Raw genomic sequence first — 20,008 nt, forward strand, 5'->3', positions numbered from 1 at the left:
CTGCTTTCGCCCACTTTGACGCTTGCACTCCTTCCGAGACTCTGCTAACATAGCACGGCTAGCGCTCTTGCGCTGAGAGTGCTAACTTGTGTTGCGAAGTAACCCAACCTGTGGAGGTCTACGTGAATCTCAAGCCCCTGTTCGACAACGTCGTTGTCGAGCACATCGAACAGGACGACAAGACGACCGGCGGCGTGTTTCTACCCGACACCGCCAAGGAGAAGCCCCAGGAGGGCATGATCCGTGCGGTCGGCTCCGGCCGAGTAACCGATAAAGGCACGAAGCTAGACATGCATGTCAAGGTCGGCGATCGTGTGCTCTACCGCAAATATTCCGGTAGCGAAGTTAAGATCGATGGTACCGAGTACCTCATCATCCCCGAAAAAGACATTCTCGCCATCGTCGACAAAGTGCCGGCCGGCGTCTAAGGAGTTCAACGTTTTAAATGGCTGCAAAGCAACTCGTATTTGATGAAAGCGCGCGACGCGCGCTCGAGCGCGGTGCGAACATCCTCGCCGATGCCGTGAAGGTGACGCTCGGTCCCAAGGGCCGCAACGTCGTGCTCGACAAGAAGTTCGGTTCGCCGACGATCACCAACGACGGCGTGACCATCGCCAAAGAGATCGAGCTGCCCGACGTGTTCGAAAACATGGGGGCCCAGCTCGTCAAGGAAGTCGCCTCGAAGACCAACGACGTCGCCGGCGACGGCACGACCACCGCCACGGTGCTCGCCCAGGCGATCATCCGCGAAGGTCTGCGCAACGTCACGGCCGGCAGCAATCCGCTGCTGATCAAACACGGCATCGAAAAAGGCGTCCAGATTGCCGTCAAAGAGATGGAGTCGTTCAAGAAGGATGTCGATTCCAAGGAAAAGATCGCGCAGGTCGCGTCGATCTCGGCCAACGACCCGGAGATCGGCGAGTTCATCGCCGATGCGATGGAGAAGGTCGGCAAGGACGGCGTGATCACCGTCGAGGAGTCGCGGACGATCAAGACCGAGGTCGAGACCAAAGACGGCATGCAGTTCGATAAGGGCTACATCTCGCCGTACATGGTCACCGACTCGGAGCGCATGGAAGCCTCGCTCGACGATCCGTTCATCCTCGTTACCGAGCGCAAGATCTCGGCCATCGCCGACATCCTGCCCCTGCTCGAGAAGGTCGTTCAGGTCCAGAAGCCGCTCCTGATCATCGCCGAAGACGTCGAGGGTGAAGCCCTTGCGACGCTCGTCGTGAACAAGCTGCGCGGTACTTTCACATCCGTTGCGGTTAAGGCACCGGGCTTCGGCGACCGCCGCAAAGAGATGCTCAAGGATATCGCCACACTGACCGGCGCGACGGTCATCTCCGAAGAGCTCGGGCTCAAGCTCGATAAGGTAACCCCCGAACAGCTCGGCCGCGCCAAGCGCGTCAAGGTAACGAAGGAAGAGACGACGATCGTCGACGGCGCCGGCAAGCAGGATGCGATCAAGGGCCGCATCGAGATGATCAAAAAGCAGATCGAAGAGACCGATTCGGACTTCGATCGCGAGAAGCTCCAGGAGCGCCTCGCAAAGCTCTCCGGCGGCGTCGCCGTCATCCAGGTCGGCGCGGCAACCGAGACGGAGCTCAAAGAGAAGAAGCATCGCATCGAGGATGCGCTCTCGGCGACCCGTGCGGCCGTCCAAGAGGGCATGATCCCCGGCGGCGGCGCCTCGCTGCTGCACGCGATCAAGGCGATCGATAAGTACGAGCCTCCCAAGGCAAACGGCCATAGCGGCACGTGGGTCGACGAAAAGATCGGCATCAACATCGTGCGCAAAGCGCTCGAAGAGCCGGCCCGTCAAATCGCCGACAACGCCGGCTTCGAAGGTTCGGTCCAGGTGAACGCGGTTCGCACGAAGAGCGCGCCGTACGGCTTCGACGCGATGAGCGGAGAAGTCGTCGATATGTTCACAGCCGGCATCGTCGAGCCGTTGAAAGTCACTCGCGCGGCGCTGCAGAACGCGGCGTCGATCGGCGCGATGATTCTCACCACCGAAACGCTCGTTGCCGACAAGCCCGAGCCGAAGAAAGAGGCCGTCGGAGCACCCGGCGGCGGCATGGGCGGCTACGACATGATGTAATCCTTCGACTGCGCCGCTAACGCGGCGCGCTCAGGGATAACACGAACGCAAAGAGGCCCGGGCGAAAAACGCCGGGCCTCTTTTTAGTGGGCACTGTAGCCAAAGTTGTAGAATCTAAAGGTCATGGCAGCGCCCCCACGTCAGCAGAATCCGTTCCTAGAAGCGCTAGCCAGGTTCTTCCAAGGCCTGGCGGATAGCCTTCAGGTTAGCCCTGGCTCCGAGACACGTGCTCGCTCGGATTATGGCATAGTGAAGGGTGCGCCTAAGGCCTCCCCCGAGGACCTGCCTTCTATCGACGACCTGATCTTCAAGGTTTCGTCGGGCCGCTGACATCCCGGAAAGCAACTCAGAACGCGAGAACGGTTTCGTTCAGCGTTTACCACGCGCCCAGTGTAAGGGACTACACTCTTAGCCGGCCGAGGTTTCCCAGAGTTTCGGACAGAGAAGCGTGTCGGTAGTTTCGCCGGCGAGTCCATCGACCATGTCTTCGGTCACGTTGAACTGGATGCTCGACGGCCAGCCCGTCCACGGCACCGGAAATGGAACCGGGAGGCGGACATAATGATACTGGTGCGTCGGCGTCTTTAGCCGCATCGCGAGCTGCTGTGACGAAGGCGCGCTCTGCGGGTTGGGATAGAGCCATACGTAGTAGGCATCTTGGTCGTTTTCGACCCGGATGTCTTCAGAGAGCGGCTGCGCGATCGGTTTCTTGCAGCTGACCGCGGCTTTATCGAAAAGGACGAACGTGGGCTGCACGTAGAGAAACGATTGCGGCGCCGTCCCCGAGAGGATCAGCGGCGTCCGCGGCGGCGGCGCGGGAGCGTCGTAGAGCGGCTCGGTGATCGCGCGATCGTGACCTGAGATGAAGAACAGATAGTCGCTGGCGGAACAGCGGTACTTCTCCGTGGCGAGATCGATGCGGTACATGCCGAAGGAGCTGTCGAATTCGACGATGCTCTCCGCTTCGTCGCCGCGCTCGAAATGGTAGACGCGGTCGAGCATCCGCCGTCCGGCGCGGTCGGTCAGACGAAGGTGCAGCGCGATCGTTGCGCCGGCAGGCGCCCGAGCAATCGAGCTGCAGAGGCCGACGTGAAGAATGACGTGCGAGAGTGCGAGCATTGAGTTACCTTAAAGCGTAAGAGCGGGCAGCGTCTGGCCCCTTCGGCCCCCGGGGCCCGGCTCCATCTCCTCCGGCGGCTCGCTCGTCTGGAGAAGGCCGCACCGTCACGACGGATAACTCCATCTATATGCCTGCTCGCGCCGTAAACGACTTTACAATTAGGGTAGCGACGGTCAACGGCTCGGGAAGCCAATCCTCCAATCTCGTGTTGACCAACGCCATCGCGCGCCTCGGAATCCCCGTGGCTCCCAAGAACGTCTTCCCGTCGAATATCGAAGGCTTGCCGACCTGGTTCGACGTGCGCATCAGCGCGCTGGGTTACCAGTGCCGCGCGCGCCACTTCGACGTACTGGTGGCGCTCAACGCCGCGACGTGGCAGCAGGACGTCGGCGGCGTGAAGTCCGGTGGTGCCGTCGTGCATGAAGAAGTGTTTCCGTGCAAGGGCGACACGCTGCGCGAGGATCTCAGCTACTACGCCGTGCCGTTTACGGCACTCGCGAAGGAGCACTTCGCGGATAAGGGCGACCTGCGCAAGTACTTGATGAATATGATCTACGTCGGCGTGGTGGCGCAGCTGCTCGAGATTCCGCTGTCGACGATCGAAGAAGCGCTGCGTACGCAGTTTCGCTCAAAGGCTGCGGCGGTCGAGCTCAATATGTCCGCCGTGCGCATCGGCGTCGACTACGTGCAGCAGAATCTGGAAAAGCACGATCCCTGGCGCGTCGTGCCGATGAGCGGCAAGATCGACGGCCTGCTGTTCATGGAGGGCAACCGCGCCGCCGCGCTCGGCTGCGTCATGGGCGGCTGCACGGTTGCGGCCTGGTATCCGATCACGCCGTCGTCGTCGCTCTGCGAATACTTCATCCAGTACTGCGATCGCTACCGCGTCGATCCGCAGACCGGCAATCGCAGCGTCGCCGTCGTGCAGGCAGAGGACGAGCTCGCCGCCGCCGGCATTGTCTTCGGTGCGGGTTGGGCGGGAGCGCGCGCGATGACGTCGACCTCGGGTCCCGGGATCTCGCTGATGGCCGAGTACGCTGGTTACGGGTATTTTGCCGAGGTGCCGGGCGTGATCTTCGACGTGCAGCGCGCCGGGCCGTCAACCGGCCTGCCGACGCGGACGATGCAGGGCGACCTCGCGTTCGCCTATACGCTCTCGCACGGCGACACCAAACACATCGTGCTGTTGCCCGCCACCGTCGCCGAGGCGTACGAGTTTGCGATGGCGGCCTTCGATCTGGCGGAGCGCTTTCAGACTCCCGTCTTCGTGCTCAGCGACCTCGATCTCGGAATGAACCCCTGGCTCACGCCGCCGCTGCAGTATCCCGAGGGTTCATTCGATCGCGGGAAGGTGCTTGGCGCCGACGACTTGGCCTCGATGAAGTCTTGGGGCCGGTACCGGGACGTCGACAAAGACGGTATCGGCTACCGCACGCTTCCGGGGACGAACCATCCTGCGGCCGGATTCTTTACTCGCGGAACCGGCCACGACGAAGAGGCCCGTTATTCCGAGATGCCCGACGTGTGGGAGCGCAATCTCGATCGCCTCAACCGCAAAACGGAGACCGCACGAACGGCGGTGCCGCCCCCGGTCGTCTCGGAGAAAAAGAGCACGAAGGTCGCGATCCTCGCGTACGGCACGACTCATCACGCCGTCGTCGAAGCCCGCGATTTCCTGCGCGATGCCGGCGTCGAAGTCAACTACCTGCGGGTGCGCGCGCTTCCGCTCCCTCCGGAGGTGGCCGCCTTCATAAAGCGTCACGACCGCGTGTACGTCGTCGAGCAGAACCGCGACGGGCAGCTCTACGGAATTCTGCGCACCGAACTTCCAACGTACCTCATCGGGCGACTGCAATCGATACGCCACTACAACGGCGTACCCATCGACGCCCATGCTATCATCGACCCGCTGTTGGCGGAGCAGCGCGAGCCGGCGGTGGTCGCGGAGTGATCCTTCGACATGCTCAGGATGACAAGGTAAAGTAATGACGGCTAACCTCAATATCATCGGCCTCGCACGGGAAGTCTACAAAGGGCTTCCGACGACGCTCTGCGCCGGGTGCGGGCACAACTCGATCACCAATCATCTGATCAAAGCGCTCTACGAGTACGGCGTCGAGCCGCATAAGCTGGCAAAGATGAGCGGCATCGGCTGCTCGTCGAAGACGCCGGCCTACTTCGTCGAACAGGCGCACGGCTTCAACGGCCTGCACGGCCGCATGCCGTCGGCGGCAACCGGGGCGAAGCTCGCGAACCGGGAGCTGGTCGTGCTCGGCATCAGCGGCGACGGCGATACCGCGAGCATCGGACTCGGTCAGTACTGTCACATGATTCGGCGCAACGTCGACTGCACGTATATCGTCGAGAACAACGGCTGCTACGGGCTGACCAAAGGCCAGTTCTCCGCGACCGCCGACGTCGGCTCCACGCAGAAAGGCGGTAAGGCCAACGAGTACTCGACGATCGACGTCTGCGGTCTGGCGATCGAGCTCGGTGCAACTTTCGTCGCCCGCTCTTTCTCGGGTGACGGCAAGCAGCTCGTACCGCTGCTGCAGGCCGCGTTCTCGCACCGCGGGACGGCCATTCTCGACGTCATCAGTCCCTGCGTGACGTTCAACGACCACGTGGGCTCGACCAAGAGTTACGCCTACGTCAAGGAGCACGACATCGTTCTCCACACGGCCGACTACATCGCCGGCGGCCGCGAGATCACCGTCGACTACGAGCCCGGCACGGTCCGCGACGTCGAACTGGAAGACGGCGCGCACGTGCTGCTGCGCAAGCTCGACGTCGACTACGATCCAACCGACGAATCGAGCGCCTTGAGAACGATCCATGAGTCGCGCGAGCGGGGCGAGTTCGTCACCGGGCTGCTGTATGTCGATACGCACCAGCAAGATCTCTGCGCGCGCGAGCATATGGTGAAGCAGCCGCTCGCGACGCTCGACGAAGAGACGCTGCGCATCGGGCGCGAGGACTGGGACAAAATGATGCGTCCCCTAACGGAGACCTGAGAACGTGAAAGCACCGATTGCCGCGCTAACGGCGCTTCTCTACGCGGCGGCCCTCGAGCCGGCGTTCGCGGCGGTCGAGCACGGGCGGGTTTGGCAGGCTACGTACGTCGCCGCGTATCAGCCGACGTTCGGCCGGCAGGGCGTTCCGTATTCGGGCACGCTGAAGCTCAAATTTAACGACGGCATCGTCAGCGGTACGTATCTCGCCGAGTCGGTTCGGCCCGATCCGCTCTACGGGCGCACGATCAACGTGAGCGGAGGCGTCAGTCAGGGCCACGTCACCCTGGATTTTCGGGCATCGGGCGGTTTCACCGTGCGCGGAACGCTCGCGGGAAACGGGGAGATCTCCGGCACGGCGACGATCGGCGGCCGCTTCTACAGCTTTCTCGCTAAGGTAAAGTCCTCGCCGTAAACGTGGCAGCGATGCGCGGCATCCCGCGCGTTTGGGTCGCATTCACGTTGTTGAGCGCGACCTTTTTCATGCTGCTCGTCGACTTCTCGATCGTGAGCATCGCGCTGCCGTCGATCGAGCGCGAGCTGGGCATGCGCGCGTCACAGGGTCAGTGGATCGTGAGCACCTACGCGATTTTTCTCGCCGGATTTCTGATGCTGACGGGACGCTGCTCCGACCTCTTCGGGCGATTTCGTTTCTTCATCGCGGGGCTCGTGCTCTTTACCGTGGCATCTTTTCTCGGCGGCCTGGCGACGACTGGAGCGTTTCTGATCGCGATGCGCGCCATGCAAGGGCTCGGCGCCGCGCTCGTCAATCCGGCCGCGCTCTCCATCGTTCTCTCGATGTTTCCTTCCGGTGAGGAACGTTCGCGTGCGGTAGCGCTCTGGGGAACGATCGGAAGCCTGGGCATTGCGGCGGGAATGCTCTTCGGGGGCGTCCTCGTACAGTATCTCGGCTGGCGGTCGGTCCTGTACGTAAACGTGCCCGTGGCGCTCGCTATTCTAGCGGTGGCCCCTTCGATGCTGCCGCGCGATCGCGGCGTCGGCATGAGCGCGAAGCTCGACGTCTCCGGCGCCATCTTGCTTACCGCGTCGCTAGTAACGTTCGTGTATACGATCGAATCGATTCCCGATCGGGGACTCGGCTCGTGGCAGACGCTCGCAGGAATTGCACTGACGATCGCGCTCTCTGCGGCGTTCGCCTTGACGGAACGCCGCGCCGCCGAACCGATTCTTCCTGCGCGGCTCTTTCGTTACCCGGATCTGCTCTCCGGTGCCTCGGTCGTTTTGCTGCAGCCGCTATCGTACGCGGGCATCCTGATTTTTGCGTCGGTCTACGTTCAGCGCGTTTCGGGGTACGAGCCGCTCTTCGCGGGGCTTGCCTTTCTCCCCTCGGCGCTGCTGGTCTCGTTCGTCGCCGCGCCGTTGACGATACCGATCGCGCGCGCGATCGGAGTGCGAACGATGTGCATCGTCACCGGTATCCTGATGATCGCAGGCGAAGCGATTCTGCTGACGATGCAGCCGCACTCCTCCTACTGGAGCAGTATTTTTGCGGCCACCTGCATCGGCGGATTCGGCGGCATGCTGGCCTATCAGAGCGGTATGATTGCGGGCTTGGCGCACGTCGAGGATGCGGATGAAGGAAGCGCGTCGGCGGTGCTGAGCTTCGCGCTGCAGCTCGGCATCGGCTTCGGCGTGGCGCTCGGCGCGGCCGCCGAACAACTGCGCAGCAATGCGCTGGAGGCCGCGGGTGCGACGCCGGTTGCGGCGCTTGCCGGCGGCTTGCAGGCGTCGTTTTGGGTCTCGGTTCTCGCCGGCGTCGCGATGATCGCGGCGGCGGTCTTCGGTCTGCGCCACTCGGCGGCCGCGAGGATTCCGCTGCGTCACTACATCGCGTTCGGCAGACTCCATCATCGAATCTCGGTCAGAACGCCGTAATGGAACGGCTCGTAGCGGCGCTGCGCGGCGCGTCCTCGGTCTTCGTCCTCACCGGTTCGGGTATCTCCGCGGAGAGCGGGTTGCCGACGTTTCGCGGAATCGGCGGCCTGTGGCGAACGCACCGCGTCGAGGAGCTGGCTTCGGCGGAAGGTTTCGCCCGCGATCCAGAGCTGGTCTGGACCTGGTACAACGAGCGAAAGGCCGCGCATCAAAACGCAGAGCCCAACGCTGCGCACGCAGCGCTCGCGCGGCTCGAGCGCAAGCTCCCAGACTTTACGCTGGCAACGCAAAACGTCGACTCGCTGCATTTTCGCGCCGGATCGCAGCGAGTCGTCGAGCTCCACGGCGACTTGCGCGAAGCGCGCTGCACCCATTGCGGTGCGCGGCAAGCTCTCGATGCTGGAGGTCTGCCGCTCGATCGGATCCGTCACTCCTGCGGCGGGATGATGCGGCCGAACATCGTTTGGTTCGGTGAACCGCTTCCCCCGCAAGCTTGGTGGCGAGCTCGAGAAGCGGCTTCACGCGCCGGCGTCATTCTCGTGATCGGGACCAGCGCCGTCGTGTATCCTGCGGCCGCCCTAGCGACCAGCTACAACTCGGGCGCGTTCGTTGCCGAGATCAATCCGGAGGAGACCGCGATCAGCACGGGTGTCGACTGCGTTTTGCGCAGTTCCGCAAGCGAAGCGCTGGCGCGGATCGCGGCTGCCCTTTAGCCGGCTTCGCCCGTTCCGTAAGCGTTCGCGGCGCCTGCCTTGCGGCGCGAGAAGAGCCAATAGACGGGTAGGCCGCTTATCAGTATGGCGATTCCGACCGAGGTTTCCAGCGGCGACTTCCACATCGAATCGCCGACGACGCTCCACGCGACCGCCAAAAAGAGCAGCGTCGTGAATGGCTGCCCGGGCATTCGAAATGAGGGCGCCGCGGCCGGTCCGTCGCGCGCATCGCGATTGCGGAAGATCAGCAGCGCGATGGCGCACAACCCGAAGAAGATGTAGTCGTTGCAGGTAACGTAGGTGAGGATCTGATCGTACCGGCCGCTCACCGAGATGACGATCGCGACGAGGCCTTGCAGCACGATAGCGATGACGGGCGCGTGCGTGCGGGAGTTCACCCGGGCCAGCTGCTTGAAGAACGTTCCATCGGCGGCCATCTGAAAGTAGACGCGCGGCGACGTCAGAATCTGATTGCTCAAGAATCCCAGCGTCGAGAGCGCGATGACGATCGCCATCACGCGCAGGCCGACCGGCCCGAACGCAAGCCGAGCGACGTCGGATGCCGGCGTGTTCGTCGCAGCCAAACCGCCGATGCCCAGCGCTCTTAGACAGGTCGCGTTTACGGCGATGTACAGCAGGACGACGATGATGACGCCGACGATCATGCCTCGTGCGAGCGTGCGCTGCGGCTGGTGCAGCTCGGCGGTCATGAAGCTCGACGTCTGCCAACCGCTATAGGCGAAGAGCACGGGCACCATCGCGAGCCCGATGACGGCGAGCGTGCTCCCTGCGATCTGCGGCGCGGCGGCGGTCAGCGCCGCCGGCGCGTGGACGACGAAAAGCCCGATCACCGCAAAACCGGCGATCGCCAAGATTTTTGCGACCATGAAGAGATTCTGCGTCGTCGTGCCGGAACGAACGCCCAGCGCATTGATGGCGGTGAAGACGGCGATCGCGGCGACCGCAATCGCCGTGATTTGCGCGTGGGAGCCTTGGAAGCCGGTCAGCGGTGCGAAATAATTGGCGAACGTTACGGCCGCGGCCGCCATCCCACCGCTCTGCGAAACGAGCAGCAGCGTCCAGCCGAAGATGAACGCGAGCGCCGGATGAAAGGCATCGCGTAGATAGGCGTACTGGCCTCCGTCGTGGGGACGGCGCGCCGCGAGTTCGGCGAAGACGCCTGCACCGAGCAGCGCGATCGCTCCGCCCGCAATCCATACCGCCATCACGAGGCCGCCGCTGCCGACGATTCTGGCGACGACCGACGGGTTCATGAAGATGCCCGAACCGACGATGCCGCCCATCACGATCAGCACGGCGTCGCGTCCGCCCAAGCGGCGCGCGAGCTTCGCGCGGCCGGCAATCATCGGGGGAATGTCCGCATCGCAGCGAAGAGCCGACTCATGCTGGCAATCGTTACGTTCCTGTTCGCAGCCTTGAACAACATGGTGGCGCAAGCTCCTCCGCAGGGGCCCCCGGCGGCCCAGTCAATGCAGCCGCCGCTCGAAAGCGGCGCGTGCTTAGATTCACCGCGTCCGGTGCCCAAAGTCCTACAGAAGCCTGTCTCTCGCGGAATGCAGATCGTGCGGATCGACGAGGTCGTCTCGACGGCCACGATGACGCAGGGCCAGGTGATCGGCTTTGTCTATACGACTCAGGACGGCGGTACGTGGCTCGGCGAGCGCACCCCCAACTTCACCTCGCCGGCGAATGCGACCGAGATCAATGAGCTGCTGGCGTCGACGCGCACGCCCGGTGTGAAGGACACCAAGTTTCCACCGCAGACCGAGTACGGCGTGGCTACCAAGTACCCCCAGTTCTTCCGCGTCTCGATCCCGCCGGATGCGATGCGGCCGCTGCGAGTCGCGCTCCTTTCGTGCGTCGCCTGGCCGGCCGGCCGGCCGCTGGCCGACCCCAGCCTGTAGGACCTAGGCTCCCCCTGCTTGCCGAGCGGGCGATAGCACTCAGCGCATCCGAGTGCTAAAATAGGGTGTTGTGAGCCGAATGGAGTTCGTTGCCCGGCCTCGCCTCGGGGCCTTCGCACCCAACGCCGACGTCTTCGTCGACGAAGAGCAGCGCCGGCTGGTCGTGGTCGTCGAGGTCGCCGGCGCCGACCCCGAGAGCCTGCGCGTCGTCTTCGACGAGCGCAGCCTCGTCATCGGCGGCCGCCGGTGCGAAGCGGCTCGTCTGCGGCGCGGTTCGTTCGTGCAAAAGGAGATCGCCAACGGCGACTTCGTCAAGCGGATCCCGCTCCCAGTAGCGATTGAGTACGAGCGCATCGTCGCATCGTACGAGGATGGCTTCCTGGTCGTCTTGGCACCGATTGCCGCAACGGCCTACCTGCCGACCGCACGAACGGAACTTCACATCTTGGTCAAAAGGACGCATTCCTAACTGTAATGGCTCAGAAAACGAATCAAAATATCGCCCCCGCCAATTTGATCGGCATCCTGCCGCTTCAAGAGGCCGTACTCTTTCCGCATACCGTTATTCCGCTCGCGGTCGTCAAAAAGTCGGGCATTCAGCTGGTCGAGGAGGCTTTACGCGAAGGCAAACCGATCGGGCTGACCGTCCTGCGCGATCGCGAGATCGAAGACCCCGGGCCCGACGACATTCAACACGTCGGTACGATCGGGGTCATCCAAAAGATGCTGAAGGTTCCCGACGGCACGCTGCGTTGCATCGTCGCCGGGCAGCAGGTCTTCCGGATCGAGCAGTTCACGCAGGTCGCGCCCTACATGGTTGCGGCCTATACCGAGCTGCCCGACACGACGGTCGAGAACGAAGAGCTCGTCGCGATGCAGCGCAACCTTGCTGGGCTCTTCCAGAAACTGCTCTCCTACCTGCCGCAAGCGCCGCGCGAGATGGAGATGGAGGTGGCGAACATCACCGACCCGGTGGTGCTGACCTACTTCGTCGCGTCGACGATGCGGCTCGAAACCGCCGACCGTCAGGCGCTGCTCGAGGAGCGCGATACCGCTAAGCGCATGCGCAAGCTGACGCTGCTGCTCACGAAGGAACTGGAGGTCGTCGAGCTCGGTCACAAAATTCAGAGCGACATCCAGCGAGAGATGGAAAAGAATCAGCGCGAGTTCTATCTGCGCCAGCAGCTTCGCGCCATTCAAGAAGAACTCGGGGAAGTCGATCCGCAGCAAGCCGAAACCAACGAGCTGCGCACGAAGATCGACGCTGCCTCGATGCCCGAGGACGTGAAGAAAGCGGCAGATCGCGAGCTGGATCGACTCTCGAAAGTCCCGCAGGCGAGCCCCGAATACAGCGTTATCCGCACCTATCTCGACTGGCTGGTCACGCTGCCCTGGAAGGAAGAGACGACCGACCACATCGATATCGTCACGGCGCGAGCGGTGCTCGACGAGGATCACTACGATCTCGACAAGATCAAGGACCGGATCGTCGAGTATCTCGCCGTCGGCAAGCTCAAGAAAAAACTCACCGGTCCGATTCTGTGCTTCGTGGGTCCGCCGGGCGTCGGTAAGACTTCACTGGGGCAGTCGATCGCGCGCGCGATGGGGCGCAAGTTCGTGCGCCTCTCGGTCGGCGGCGTTCGCGACGAAGCCGAGATCCGCGGGCATCGCCGTACGTACATCGGTGCGATGCCGGGCACGATCGTCCGCGCCATCCGCGATGCCGGCACGCGCAACCCCGTGATGATGATCGACGAGATCGACAAGGTCGGCGCCGATTTTCGCGGCGACCCGCAGTCGGCGCTGCTCGAAGTACTCGATCCCGAACAGAACAACAACTTCCGGGATCACTACCTCGACCTCCCGTTCGACCTCTCGCAAGTGCTCTTCATCTGCACCGCGAACACGCTCGACACGATCTCGCCGCCGTTGCGGGACCGCATGGAGATCATCACGCTCTCGGGCTATACCGAGTTCGAAAAGCTGCAGATCGCCAAGCGCTACCTGCTCAAAAAGCAGCGGCAGACCAATGGCCTGCGCGACAGCCAGGCGCAGATCAGCGATCAAACGATTCGCGCGATCATCAACGACTACACGCGCGAGGCCGGCGTTCGCAACCTGGAACGCGAGATCGGCACGGTCTTTCGCAAGATCGCCCGGAAGATTGCGGAGCACGCGCGCTACAAAGCTCGCGTCAAGCCCGAGAATTTGGTCGAGTACCTCGGCCGGCCCCGCTTCTTCAACGAGGTACGCAAACGGGTCGCCTCCATCGGCGTCGCGACGGGAATGTTCTGGACGCCGGTCGGCGGCGACATCCTCTTCATCGAAACGCAGGCGATGCCGGGCACGGGTAAACTCGTGCTGACCGGACAGCTCGGCGACGTCATGAAGGAGAGCGCGCAGGCTGCGGTCTCGTTCCTGCGCTCGCGCTCTGCGGAGCTCGGCCTGCCGGACGATTACTTCGCGAAGCACGACATTCACATTCACGTCCCGACGGGCGCGACGCCGAAGGATGGTCCCTCGGCCGGCATCGCGCTGGTGACCTCGATCGCCTCGATGCTGACGGGCTTGAAAGCCGATCCCAACCTCGCGATGACCGGCGAGATAACGCTGACCGGTCAGATCTTGCCGATCGGCGGAATCAAAGAGAAGGTCCTGGGCGCGCGCCGCGCCGGAATCGGCAAGATTCTCCTGCCGCGGCGCAACGAAGCGGATCTCGATGATATCCCCAAAGAGGTCCGCGAAAGCATGACCTTCGTTCCGGTAGACGAGCTCTCGGAAGTGCTCCACCACGCGCTGGGCAAGCGCGTGATATCGCCGGTGCCGTTAGGGGCCGATCACGCCAAGACCAATAACGTCGTGCCGCTTCGGCGCGCGGCCCAAACCAAACGCCGCAACGGCATCGTCAGCAAACGCGCGCCGGAGCGCAAGCGCAAAGTCAAGCGATAACCTCGATTCCGGATCCGGCGCGGACTTCACCGATGACCGCGCCGGTTACGTCGCGCGCGCGCAGCTCCTCGAGCAGACGGGCGAGCCGTTCGGGCCGCAGGGCTATCAACAAACCTCCCGACGTCTGTGCGTCGGAGAGCGCGACACGCACGCTGGCTGGAACCGATGGGGCAAACTCGGTAAAAGCGGCGTGCGTTTGCGCGTTGTTGCGCGTTCCGCCGGGCACGAGGCCGCGCTCGATCAGCTCGATCACGCCTTTCATGAGCGGCACCGCGTCCGCGCGAATCAGCAGGCCTGCGTTCGAGGCCCGCGCCATATTCTCGGCATGACCGAGCAGTCCGAAGCCGGTGACGTCGGTCGCCGCACTCACCCCCGTAGCCTGCATGGCGAGCGCGCCGCCCTCGTTGCGAGTCGTCATGACGGCGATCGCCTGGGCGAGATCGGCCGGCGCGATCGCATCGCGCCGCAGGGCCGTCGTTAGAATCCCGGTACCCAACGGTTTGGTCAGCACGAGGACGTCGCCGGGCATGGCGCCCGCGTTGGTGATAACGCGCCGCGGATCGACGACGCCGGTCACCGCCATACCGTACTTCGGCTCCGCATCTTTGATCGTGTGCCCGCCGAGTATTGCGACGCCCGCATCGCGCGCGACGCGCGAGCCCCCTTCGAGGATGCGGGTTAAGATTGCAAGGTCGAGATCTTCGGGGAACGCCGCGATGTTGAGCGCGCTGAGGGGAACCGCTCCCATGGCGTAGACATCCGAGAGCGCGTTGGTTGCGGCGATGCGCCCGAAATCGTACGGATCGTCGACGATCGGTGGAAAGAAGTCGACCGTCTGCACGAGCGCGAGACCCTCGTGCAGCTCGTAGACGCCGGCGTCGTCGCAGCTGCCGTAACCCACGAGCACCCGCGCGTCGGTCGCCGGCGAAACGCGCTCCATTACGGCACGCAGTTCGGCGGCGCCGAGCTTGGCCGCACACCCGGCGCAGGAAGAGAGTTCGGTGAGGCGGATGCCCCCAGCGTCCATAGAAGTCACTTATCCATGCTCAAGCAGCTGCTATTCCTTCCCGGCCCCGTTACCGTCGCGCAGCCCGTTCTCGAAGCGGCGGCGCGGCCGATGATCGACCATCGCGGCCCGCAGTTTGCGGCATTGCTCGAACGCGTGACCGGCGCGCTGCGCCCCGTCTACGGCACGAGCGGCGAAATCGCGGTGCTCGGCAGCTCTGGAACGGGTGCGATGGAGGCCGCGGTCGTCAACCTGTTCTCGCCCGGAGAACGGCTGCTGTCGTGCCCCGTGGGGGGATTCGGCAAGCGCTTTGCAGCGATCGCGCAGGGCTACGGCTGCATCGTCGAGACGCTCGTTACGCCGCTGGGATCGGCGCTCGATCCGCAAGCCCTTCGCCGTCGACTCGAAGAAGATACCCAGCGAAGCATTGCCGGCGTGCTGCTGACGCATAACGAGACCTCGACCGGAGTTGCGAACGACATGGCGGCGCTCGCGCCGATGCTGCGCGCCCACGGCGCGCTGACGCTCGTCGATTCGGTGAGCGGATTGGGCGCCTCGGAGTTCTTGATGGATGCGTGGGGCTATGACGCCGTTGCGACGGCGTCCCAGAAAGCCTTCGCCGCGCCGCCCGGCATTGCGACGGTTGCCTTGAGCGATCGCGCGCGAACGCGCGTCGCGGATCGGGCCTTGGGCCGCTACTATTTCGATCTGCGCCTGGCGATGGAGTTCGCCCGCATCGGCCAGACGCCGTGGACGCCACCGATCTCGATTCTCTTCGCGCTCGATGTCGCGCTCGAACGTTACCACGCCGAAGGGATGCAGGCCGCGTTCGCACGTCACGCCCGCTACGCCCGCAACGTGCGCGCGGGGCTGCAGCGGCTGGGCTTTTCGCTGTTTTCGCAGGCCGGCGCACACTCCGACACGGTTGTTGCGGCCTATCCCCCGGCCGGCGTCGACCCCGCCCTCTTGTTGCGGCAGCTGCGCGAGAAACACGGCGTCGTGCTCTCGGGCGGTCAGGGAGAGCTGGCGGGAAAAATCATTCGCTTTGGAACGATGGGGGCGGTAAGCGAAGCCGATTTTTCCGCCGCTCTCGATGCGATCGAGTCGACGCTTGCCGAGCTTACAAGTGGTGTCGCTTGAAGTACGGCATGAGAAAGGGCCGTGCGAACCAGGGAATCGTCGAAAGGATCGCTGCGTTCACCGTTGGATCGTAACTCACGAGATAGGGCGCGAACTTCGACTGGTGCAGATCGGCTCGGATATCGCTCGAGAGCGGAAAGAAGAGCGCGATGAAGAGGATCAGCCAGAGAAGGATGGCACCTTTCGCAAAACCGACGAACGCGCCGCCCAACGCGTTCCCAAGGCCGAGAATGGGGAGTTTGGCGATGCCGCCCAACACCCGCGCGATGAAGAGGACCACGACGTAGGTGAGCAGGCCGGTGCCGAACATGCCGATGACGTGTGCCGAGCCGGGCCCGAGTTTGGTGATCCCCTCGATCTGTGAATCCAAGCTTCCGTTGTAAAACCAGGGCGTCACGAGCGCAGCCGTCACTGCGACGGCTCCCCCGAGCTCGGCAACGAAGCCTCGCGCATAGCCTTTCCACGTTGCGAAAGCGAGGACGATGACGATGATGACGTCCGGCCACGCGAAGCCGCCGATCACGTACGGATCTCGGCTCCGAACTGCGCGCGCATCGCCTTGAGCAGCCGCGCGATCGCGGCGTCGGCTTCTTCGTCGGTTATCGTCGCGTCGAAACGCTGCAGCGTGACGCGTACCGCAAGGCTCTTGCGTCCCTCGCCGATCTGTGGTCCGCGATATTCGTCGAAGACCCGGACGTTCGTGCAGATGCTGCGCAGCTCGGTCGAAACGGCCTCTTCGATCGCGCCGGCAGCGACGTCGATGGCGACGATCAGCGCCAGGTCGCGATAGGTCGACGGATATCTGGAGGGCGGCGAATACGAGGGAGTTTCATAAGGAGGCAGCGCGCGGATGTCGACGATGCACAAGTACGCATTCCGGCGGAGATCGTTGCGCTTCGCCACGCGAGGATCGATCTTGCCGAGATAGCCGGCCTCGCGCCCGTGAAGCGAAAGCACGGCCGTCTTGCCGGGATGGAAGCCCGCGCGCGCGCCGCGAGTCACGGCGGGGATGCGTCCGGTGACGCGGTGCAGCAATTCTTCGCAATCGCCTTTGAGCCGGAGGAACTCCGAGTCACGCCACTCCGGCTCCTCGATTGGATCCGCCGAAAAGCCGAAGGCAAGCATCGAGCGTTCGGCGATTGGGTCTTCGTTTGCGAAGGTTTCGCCGATCTCGAAGATGCGTGCCGGGCTCGCCGCTTCGGCAAAGTACTCCAGCGCGCCGGGGAGCAGGGACTCGCGCAGGAAGCGGTGCTCTTCGGAGAGCGGATTGCGAACCTCGACCGTCCCTTCGCTGCGCAGCGACTGCGTGATGATCTCGCGGTATCCCAATCCTTGGAGAACGTCGCCGAGTTGGTTCTCGCGCTCGTACTCCGCACTGGATATCTCATGCGGTGCAACCGAAGGAACGACCGCCGGAATTTGGTCGTAGCCTTCGATGCGTGCGACTTCTTCGACGAGGTCGGCCGCAATGCTCAGATCGCGGCGCCAGGGCGGCGGCGTCACGACGAGCGTTCCGCCGTCACGCGCCACGGCACACCCGAGGGAGGTGAGATGGCGTTCGATACGTTCGGCCGGAATGCGCATGCCCAACAAGCGTTCCACTTCGGCGGCCTGCAGCATAATTTGTGCGGCGTCCCACGCGGAGATGCCGTACGCACGCGGCGCGTGCACGATCGCACCGAAGCCTGCCAGCAGCGTTGCCGCGCGTGCGGCCCCGGCGTCGGTCAACGCGAGCGGGAGCGACTTCTCGTGATGTGACGAAGCTTCGGTGCGCAACGCCAGCTCGCTGCTCATGCGGCGAATGCGCGGGCCGTCAAAGTTCGCGGCCTCCAATACGATGGCGGTTGTCGCCGTGCCGACTTCACTGGAAGCTCCGCCCATGAGCCCTGCAAGGCAGAGCGGCTGCTTTGCGTCGGCAATAACCAGCGCTTGTGAGTTCAGGGTGCGCGTCACGCCGTCGAGCGTCTCGATCCGCTCGCCCTCGCGAGCGTCGCGAACGATCAGCGTACCGCCGGCGATTTTCGCCGCGTCGTAGAAATGCAGCGGTTGCCCCGTCTCGAGCATCACGTAGTTGGAGACGTCGACGACGTTGTTGATCGGTCGCTGCCCCGATAAGGCGAGGCGGATTCGCATCCACGCCGGCGCAATCCCGACGCGCAGCCCGTCGATGCGCTGGCTGACGAAACGCCGGCAATCTGGCGATTCGAGCGCGACGGATACCTCTTTTCCAGGCGGCTCGGCTGCGCTTCCCGGATTGTCGAATGACGGCAGGCGGAGCGGAACGCCGTACGAGGCGGCGAGCTCGCGCGCCAAACCGATCACAGACATCGCGTCCGGACGATTCGTCGTTACTTCGACGTCGAGCACGGCCGTGTCGAGCCCAAAGAATGCGACCGCATCGAGCCCGGGCGCGACGTCGGACTCGAGCTGCATGATGCCGTCTTCGAACCACTCGCCGGGCAGTGCGAGCTCTTCGGCGGAGATCATCATTCCGGCCGATGCGACGCCGCGCATCGTACGCGGTGCGATCGTCAGCTCGGGAAGGCGCGCCCCGATGGTCGCGACCGCGATCGTTTGACCGGCGGCCACATTCGTGGCGGCGGTCGCGATCGTCAAAGGCGCGCCGTCGCCAACGTCGACCTGCGCGACCACAAGGCGGTCGGCGTTGGGGTGCTTGGCGAGGCTCGCGATGCGACCGGCAACGACGCCCGTAATCTTTGGACGCTCGACGATCTCTGCGACCGGGAAGCCGAGCATTGCCAGCCGGTCGGCAACCGCCGCGGGGTCGGGCGGCAGCGAGACGAACTCGCGCAGCCAGCTGATTGGAATGCGCACGGCTAGTGGCCCAACTGCGTCAGGAACTCAATCTCGCTCTTGACGAAGCGGCGGATGTCGTCGACCCCGTACCGCGCGAGTCCCAAGCGCTCGACGCCGAAGCCGAACGCCCAGCCCGAATAACGCTCCGGGTCGTATCCAACCTCACGAAGAACGTTGGGATGCACCATCCCGGAGCCGCCCAGCTCGATCCAGCCCGAGCCGCCGCACATGTTGCACGGGATCGCGGCCGGCGTCCCATTGCACTTCGGGCAAGTGGTATCGACCTCGGCGCTCGGTTCGGTGAAGGGAAAATACGACGGCCGAAACCGCACGCGCTGTGCTTGCCCGAAAAGCTCGCGGCAGAGCCCGGTGAGCATTCCCTTGAGGTGGCCGAAATGAATGCCCTCGGCGACCAGCAGCCCTTCGACCTGATGGAACTGGAAGAGATGGCGCGCGTCTACCGCGTCGCGCCGAAAGCACTTGCCCGGCGCGACGATCGCGATCGGCGGCGCGTAGCGCTGCATCGTTCGGATCTGCATCGGGGAGGTGTGCGGCCGGAGCAGCATCTTGTCGCTGAGCCAGAAAGAGTCGAATCCCTCGCGCGCCGGATGATCGGGGGGAATGTTGAGCGCGTCGAAGTTGTAGTAGTCCGGCTCGACTTCTGGGCCGATGACGACGGCGAATCCGTGACGCACGAAATAGGCGCAGCTCTGCTCGATGATGCGCCGGACGGGGTGGATGGAACCGGCGGGTTGCGAGATCGCCGGGAAGGTCACGTCGATCGAGGTCGCGAGTTCGCTCTCGAAGCGGCGCTCTTCGAGCCGCTCGCCGGCGGCCCCCAGTGCAAGCTCCATCGCCGCGACGGCGTCGTTGATGATCATGCCTGCGTCGCGCCGCTGCGGCGGTGCGAGTTTGCCGATGCCGCGCCTCAACAGCGTGACTTCGCCGCTGCGTCCGAGGTATGCCACACGCACATTTTCGAGCGCTTGCCCGTCGTTGGCAGCCTCGACCGCATCGGCAAAGCGCCGCTGCACGTCTTGAAGTTGATTTTGCAGTTCCGTCATCGTTTTTAAAAAAGGAAAACGCCCGGTCGTTCTTTCTTACCGGGCGCTCCGAAAATCGCTTAACGTTCGGTGCGGCGTATCTAGCCGCGGATGATTACTACGTTGCCGTCGGCGCCGCGTGGAGCCTTCGGTATGCCAGATAAGCGTCGATCGAACCCGTTTGGGCGAAAAGCCTCCAGAAGAGATTGGACGTTGCCATAGCGCTTTGCAGTCTCCTTCTAGCCGTCGGCTCCAGGGCGGCCCTCGTCGCGGAATGGGGTGAG

General features: G+C 63.8%; 17 protein-coding genes. 11 read left to right on the forward strand and 6 right to left on the reverse strand.

The features are described 5' to 3' along the window. Nucleotides 1-122 precede the first annotated feature (122 nt). Nucleotides 123-428, forward strand: coding sequence for a co-chaperone GroES (groES, locus tag VGG51_04685; GenBank protein HEY1882318.1), 306 nt, complete (start codon nt 123-125; stop codon nt 426-428). A gap of 17 nt (nt 429-445) precedes the next feature. Next, nucleotides 446-2,104: a chaperonin GroEL gene (groL, locus tag VGG51_04690; GenBank protein HEY1882319.1), complete on the forward strand. Its 1,659-nt coding sequence runs from the start codon at nt 446-448 to the stop codon at nt 2,102-2,104. Between the two features lie 408 nt (nt 2,105-2,512). On the opposite strand, the gene VGG51_04695 is transcribed toward groL, so the two are convergent. Continuing rightward, nucleotides 2,513-3,223 carry a hypothetical protein gene (locus VGG51_04695; GenBank protein HEY1882320.1) on the reverse strand — a complete coding sequence of 237 codons (711 nt, stop codon included), beginning with the start codon at nt 3,221-3,223 and terminating at the stop codon, nt 2,513-2,515. Between the two features lie 128 nt (nt 3,224-3,351). On the opposite strand from VGG51_04695, the gene VGG51_04700 reads away from it, so the two are divergent. Genes VGG51_04700 through VGG51_04720 form a run of 5 tightly spaced genes read left to right on the forward strand, consistent with a single transcriptional unit; the run spans nt 3,352 to nt 8,844 of the window. Then, the gene (locus VGG51_04700; protein HEY1882321.1) at nt 3,352-5,175 is read left to right on the forward strand and encodes a 2-oxoacid:acceptor oxidoreductase subunit alpha; all 1,824 of its coding nucleotides are present in this window, start codon (nt 3,352-3,354) and stop codon (nt 5,173-5,175) included. A gap of 34 nt (nt 5,176-5,209) precedes the next feature. Then, nucleotides 5,210-6,238: a 2-oxoacid:ferredoxin oxidoreductase subunit beta gene (locus VGG51_04705; GenBank protein HEY1882322.1), complete on the forward strand. Its 1,029-nt coding sequence runs from the start codon at nt 5,210-5,212 to the stop codon at nt 6,236-6,238. Nucleotides 6,239-6,242: 4 nt separating this feature from the next. Beyond that, the gene (locus tag VGG51_04710; GenBank protein ID HEY1882323.1) at nt 6,243-6,650 is read left to right on the forward strand and encodes a hypothetical protein; all 408 of its coding nucleotides are present in this window, start codon (nt 6,243-6,245) and stop codon (nt 6,648-6,650) included. A gap of 11 nt (nt 6,651-6,661) precedes the next feature. Further along, the gene (locus VGG51_04715) at nt 6,662-8,131 is read left to right on the forward strand and encodes an MFS transporter (protein ID HEY1882324.1); all 1,470 of its coding nucleotides are present in this window, start codon (nt 6,662-6,664) and stop codon (nt 8,129-8,131) included. Beyond that, on the forward strand, nt 8,131-8,844 hold the full coding sequence (locus tag VGG51_04720; protein HEY1882325.1) for an NAD-dependent deacylase: 714 nt from the start codon (nt 8,131-8,133) through the stop codon (nt 8,842-8,844). The genes VGG51_04715 and VGG51_04720 overlap by 1 nt, the downstream gene beginning before the upstream one ends. Here VGG51_04720 and VGG51_04725 read toward each other — a convergent pair. Further along, nucleotides 8,841-10,211 carry an amino acid permease gene (locus VGG51_04725; protein ID HEY1882326.1) on the reverse strand — a complete coding sequence of 457 codons (1,371 nt, stop codon included), beginning with the start codon at nt 10,209-10,211 and terminating at the stop codon, nt 8,841-8,843. The two genes, VGG51_04720 and VGG51_04725, sit on opposite strands and share 4 nt — an antisense overlap. A gap of 36 nt (nt 10,212-10,247) precedes the next feature. Here VGG51_04725 and VGG51_04730 point away from each other — a divergent pair, with 36 nt between their 5' ends. The 3 genes from VGG51_04730 (at nt 10,248) to lon (ending at nt 13,718) form a co-directional block, all read left to right on the forward strand. Further along, nucleotides 10,248-10,769 carry a hypothetical protein gene (locus VGG51_04730; protein ID HEY1882327.1) on the forward strand — a complete coding sequence of 174 codons (522 nt, stop codon included), beginning with the start codon at nt 10,248-10,250 and terminating at the stop codon, nt 10,767-10,769. A gap of 79 nt (nt 10,770-10,848) precedes the next feature. Beyond that, complete coding sequence (locus tag VGG51_04735) at nt 10,849-11,238, forward strand: Hsp20/alpha crystallin family protein (GenBank protein ID HEY1882328.1); 390 nt, start codon at nt 10,849-10,851, stop codon at nt 11,236-11,238. Nucleotides 11,239-11,243: 5 nt separating this feature from the next. Further along, complete coding sequence (gene lon / locus VGG51_04740) at nt 11,244-13,718, forward strand: endopeptidase La (protein ID HEY1882329.1); 2,475 nt, start codon at nt 11,244-11,246, stop codon at nt 13,716-13,718. Here the strand turns inward: lon and selD are convergent. Continuing rightward, on the reverse strand, nt 13,708-14,745 hold the full coding sequence (gene selD, locus VGG51_04745; protein ID HEY1882330.1) for a selenide, water dikinase SelD: 1,038 nt from the start codon (nt 14,743-14,745) through the stop codon (nt 13,708-13,710). The two genes, lon and selD, sit on opposite strands and share 11 nt — an antisense overlap. A gap of 15 nt (nt 14,746-14,760) precedes the next feature. Here selD and VGG51_04750 point away from each other — a divergent pair, with 15 nt between their 5' ends. After that, entirely contained in the window at nt 14,761-15,864 is a 1,104-nt protein-coding gene (locus VGG51_04750; protein ID HEY1882331.1) for an alanine--glyoxylate aminotransferase family protein, read from the forward strand. Here VGG51_04750 and VGG51_04755 read toward each other — a convergent pair. The 3 genes from VGG51_04755 to pheS are packed head-to-tail and all read right to left on the reverse strand — an operon-like array spanning nt 15,845 to nt 19,745. Next, nucleotides 15,845-16,387 (reverse strand): CvpA family protein, encoded by a 543-nt coding sequence (locus VGG51_04755; GenBank protein HEY1882332.1) that lies wholly within the window; start codon nt 16,385-16,387, stop codon nt 15,845-15,847. The genes VGG51_04750 and VGG51_04755 overlap by 20 nt on opposite strands. Continuing rightward, nucleotides 16,384-18,699: a phenylalanine--tRNA ligase subunit beta gene (gene pheT / locus VGG51_04760; GenBank protein HEY1882333.1), complete on the reverse strand. Its 2,316-nt coding sequence runs from the start codon at nt 18,697-18,699 to the stop codon at nt 16,384-16,386. Before pheT ends, VGG51_04755 begins: the two co-directional genes overlap by 4 nt. A 2-nt stretch (nt 18,700-18,701) precedes the next feature. Next, nucleotides 18,702-19,745 (reverse strand): phenylalanine--tRNA ligase subunit alpha, encoded by a 1,044-nt coding sequence (gene pheS / locus VGG51_04765; GenBank protein ID HEY1882334.1) that lies wholly within the window; start codon nt 19,743-19,745, stop codon nt 18,702-18,704. Nucleotides 19,746-20,008 lie beyond the last annotated feature (263 nt).

Origin of the sequence: Candidatus Cybelea sp. (genome assembly GCA_036489315.1) — a bacterium.
GTDB lineage: Bacteria > Vulcanimicrobiota > Vulcanimicrobiia > Vulcanimicrobiales > Vulcanimicrobiaceae > Cybelea.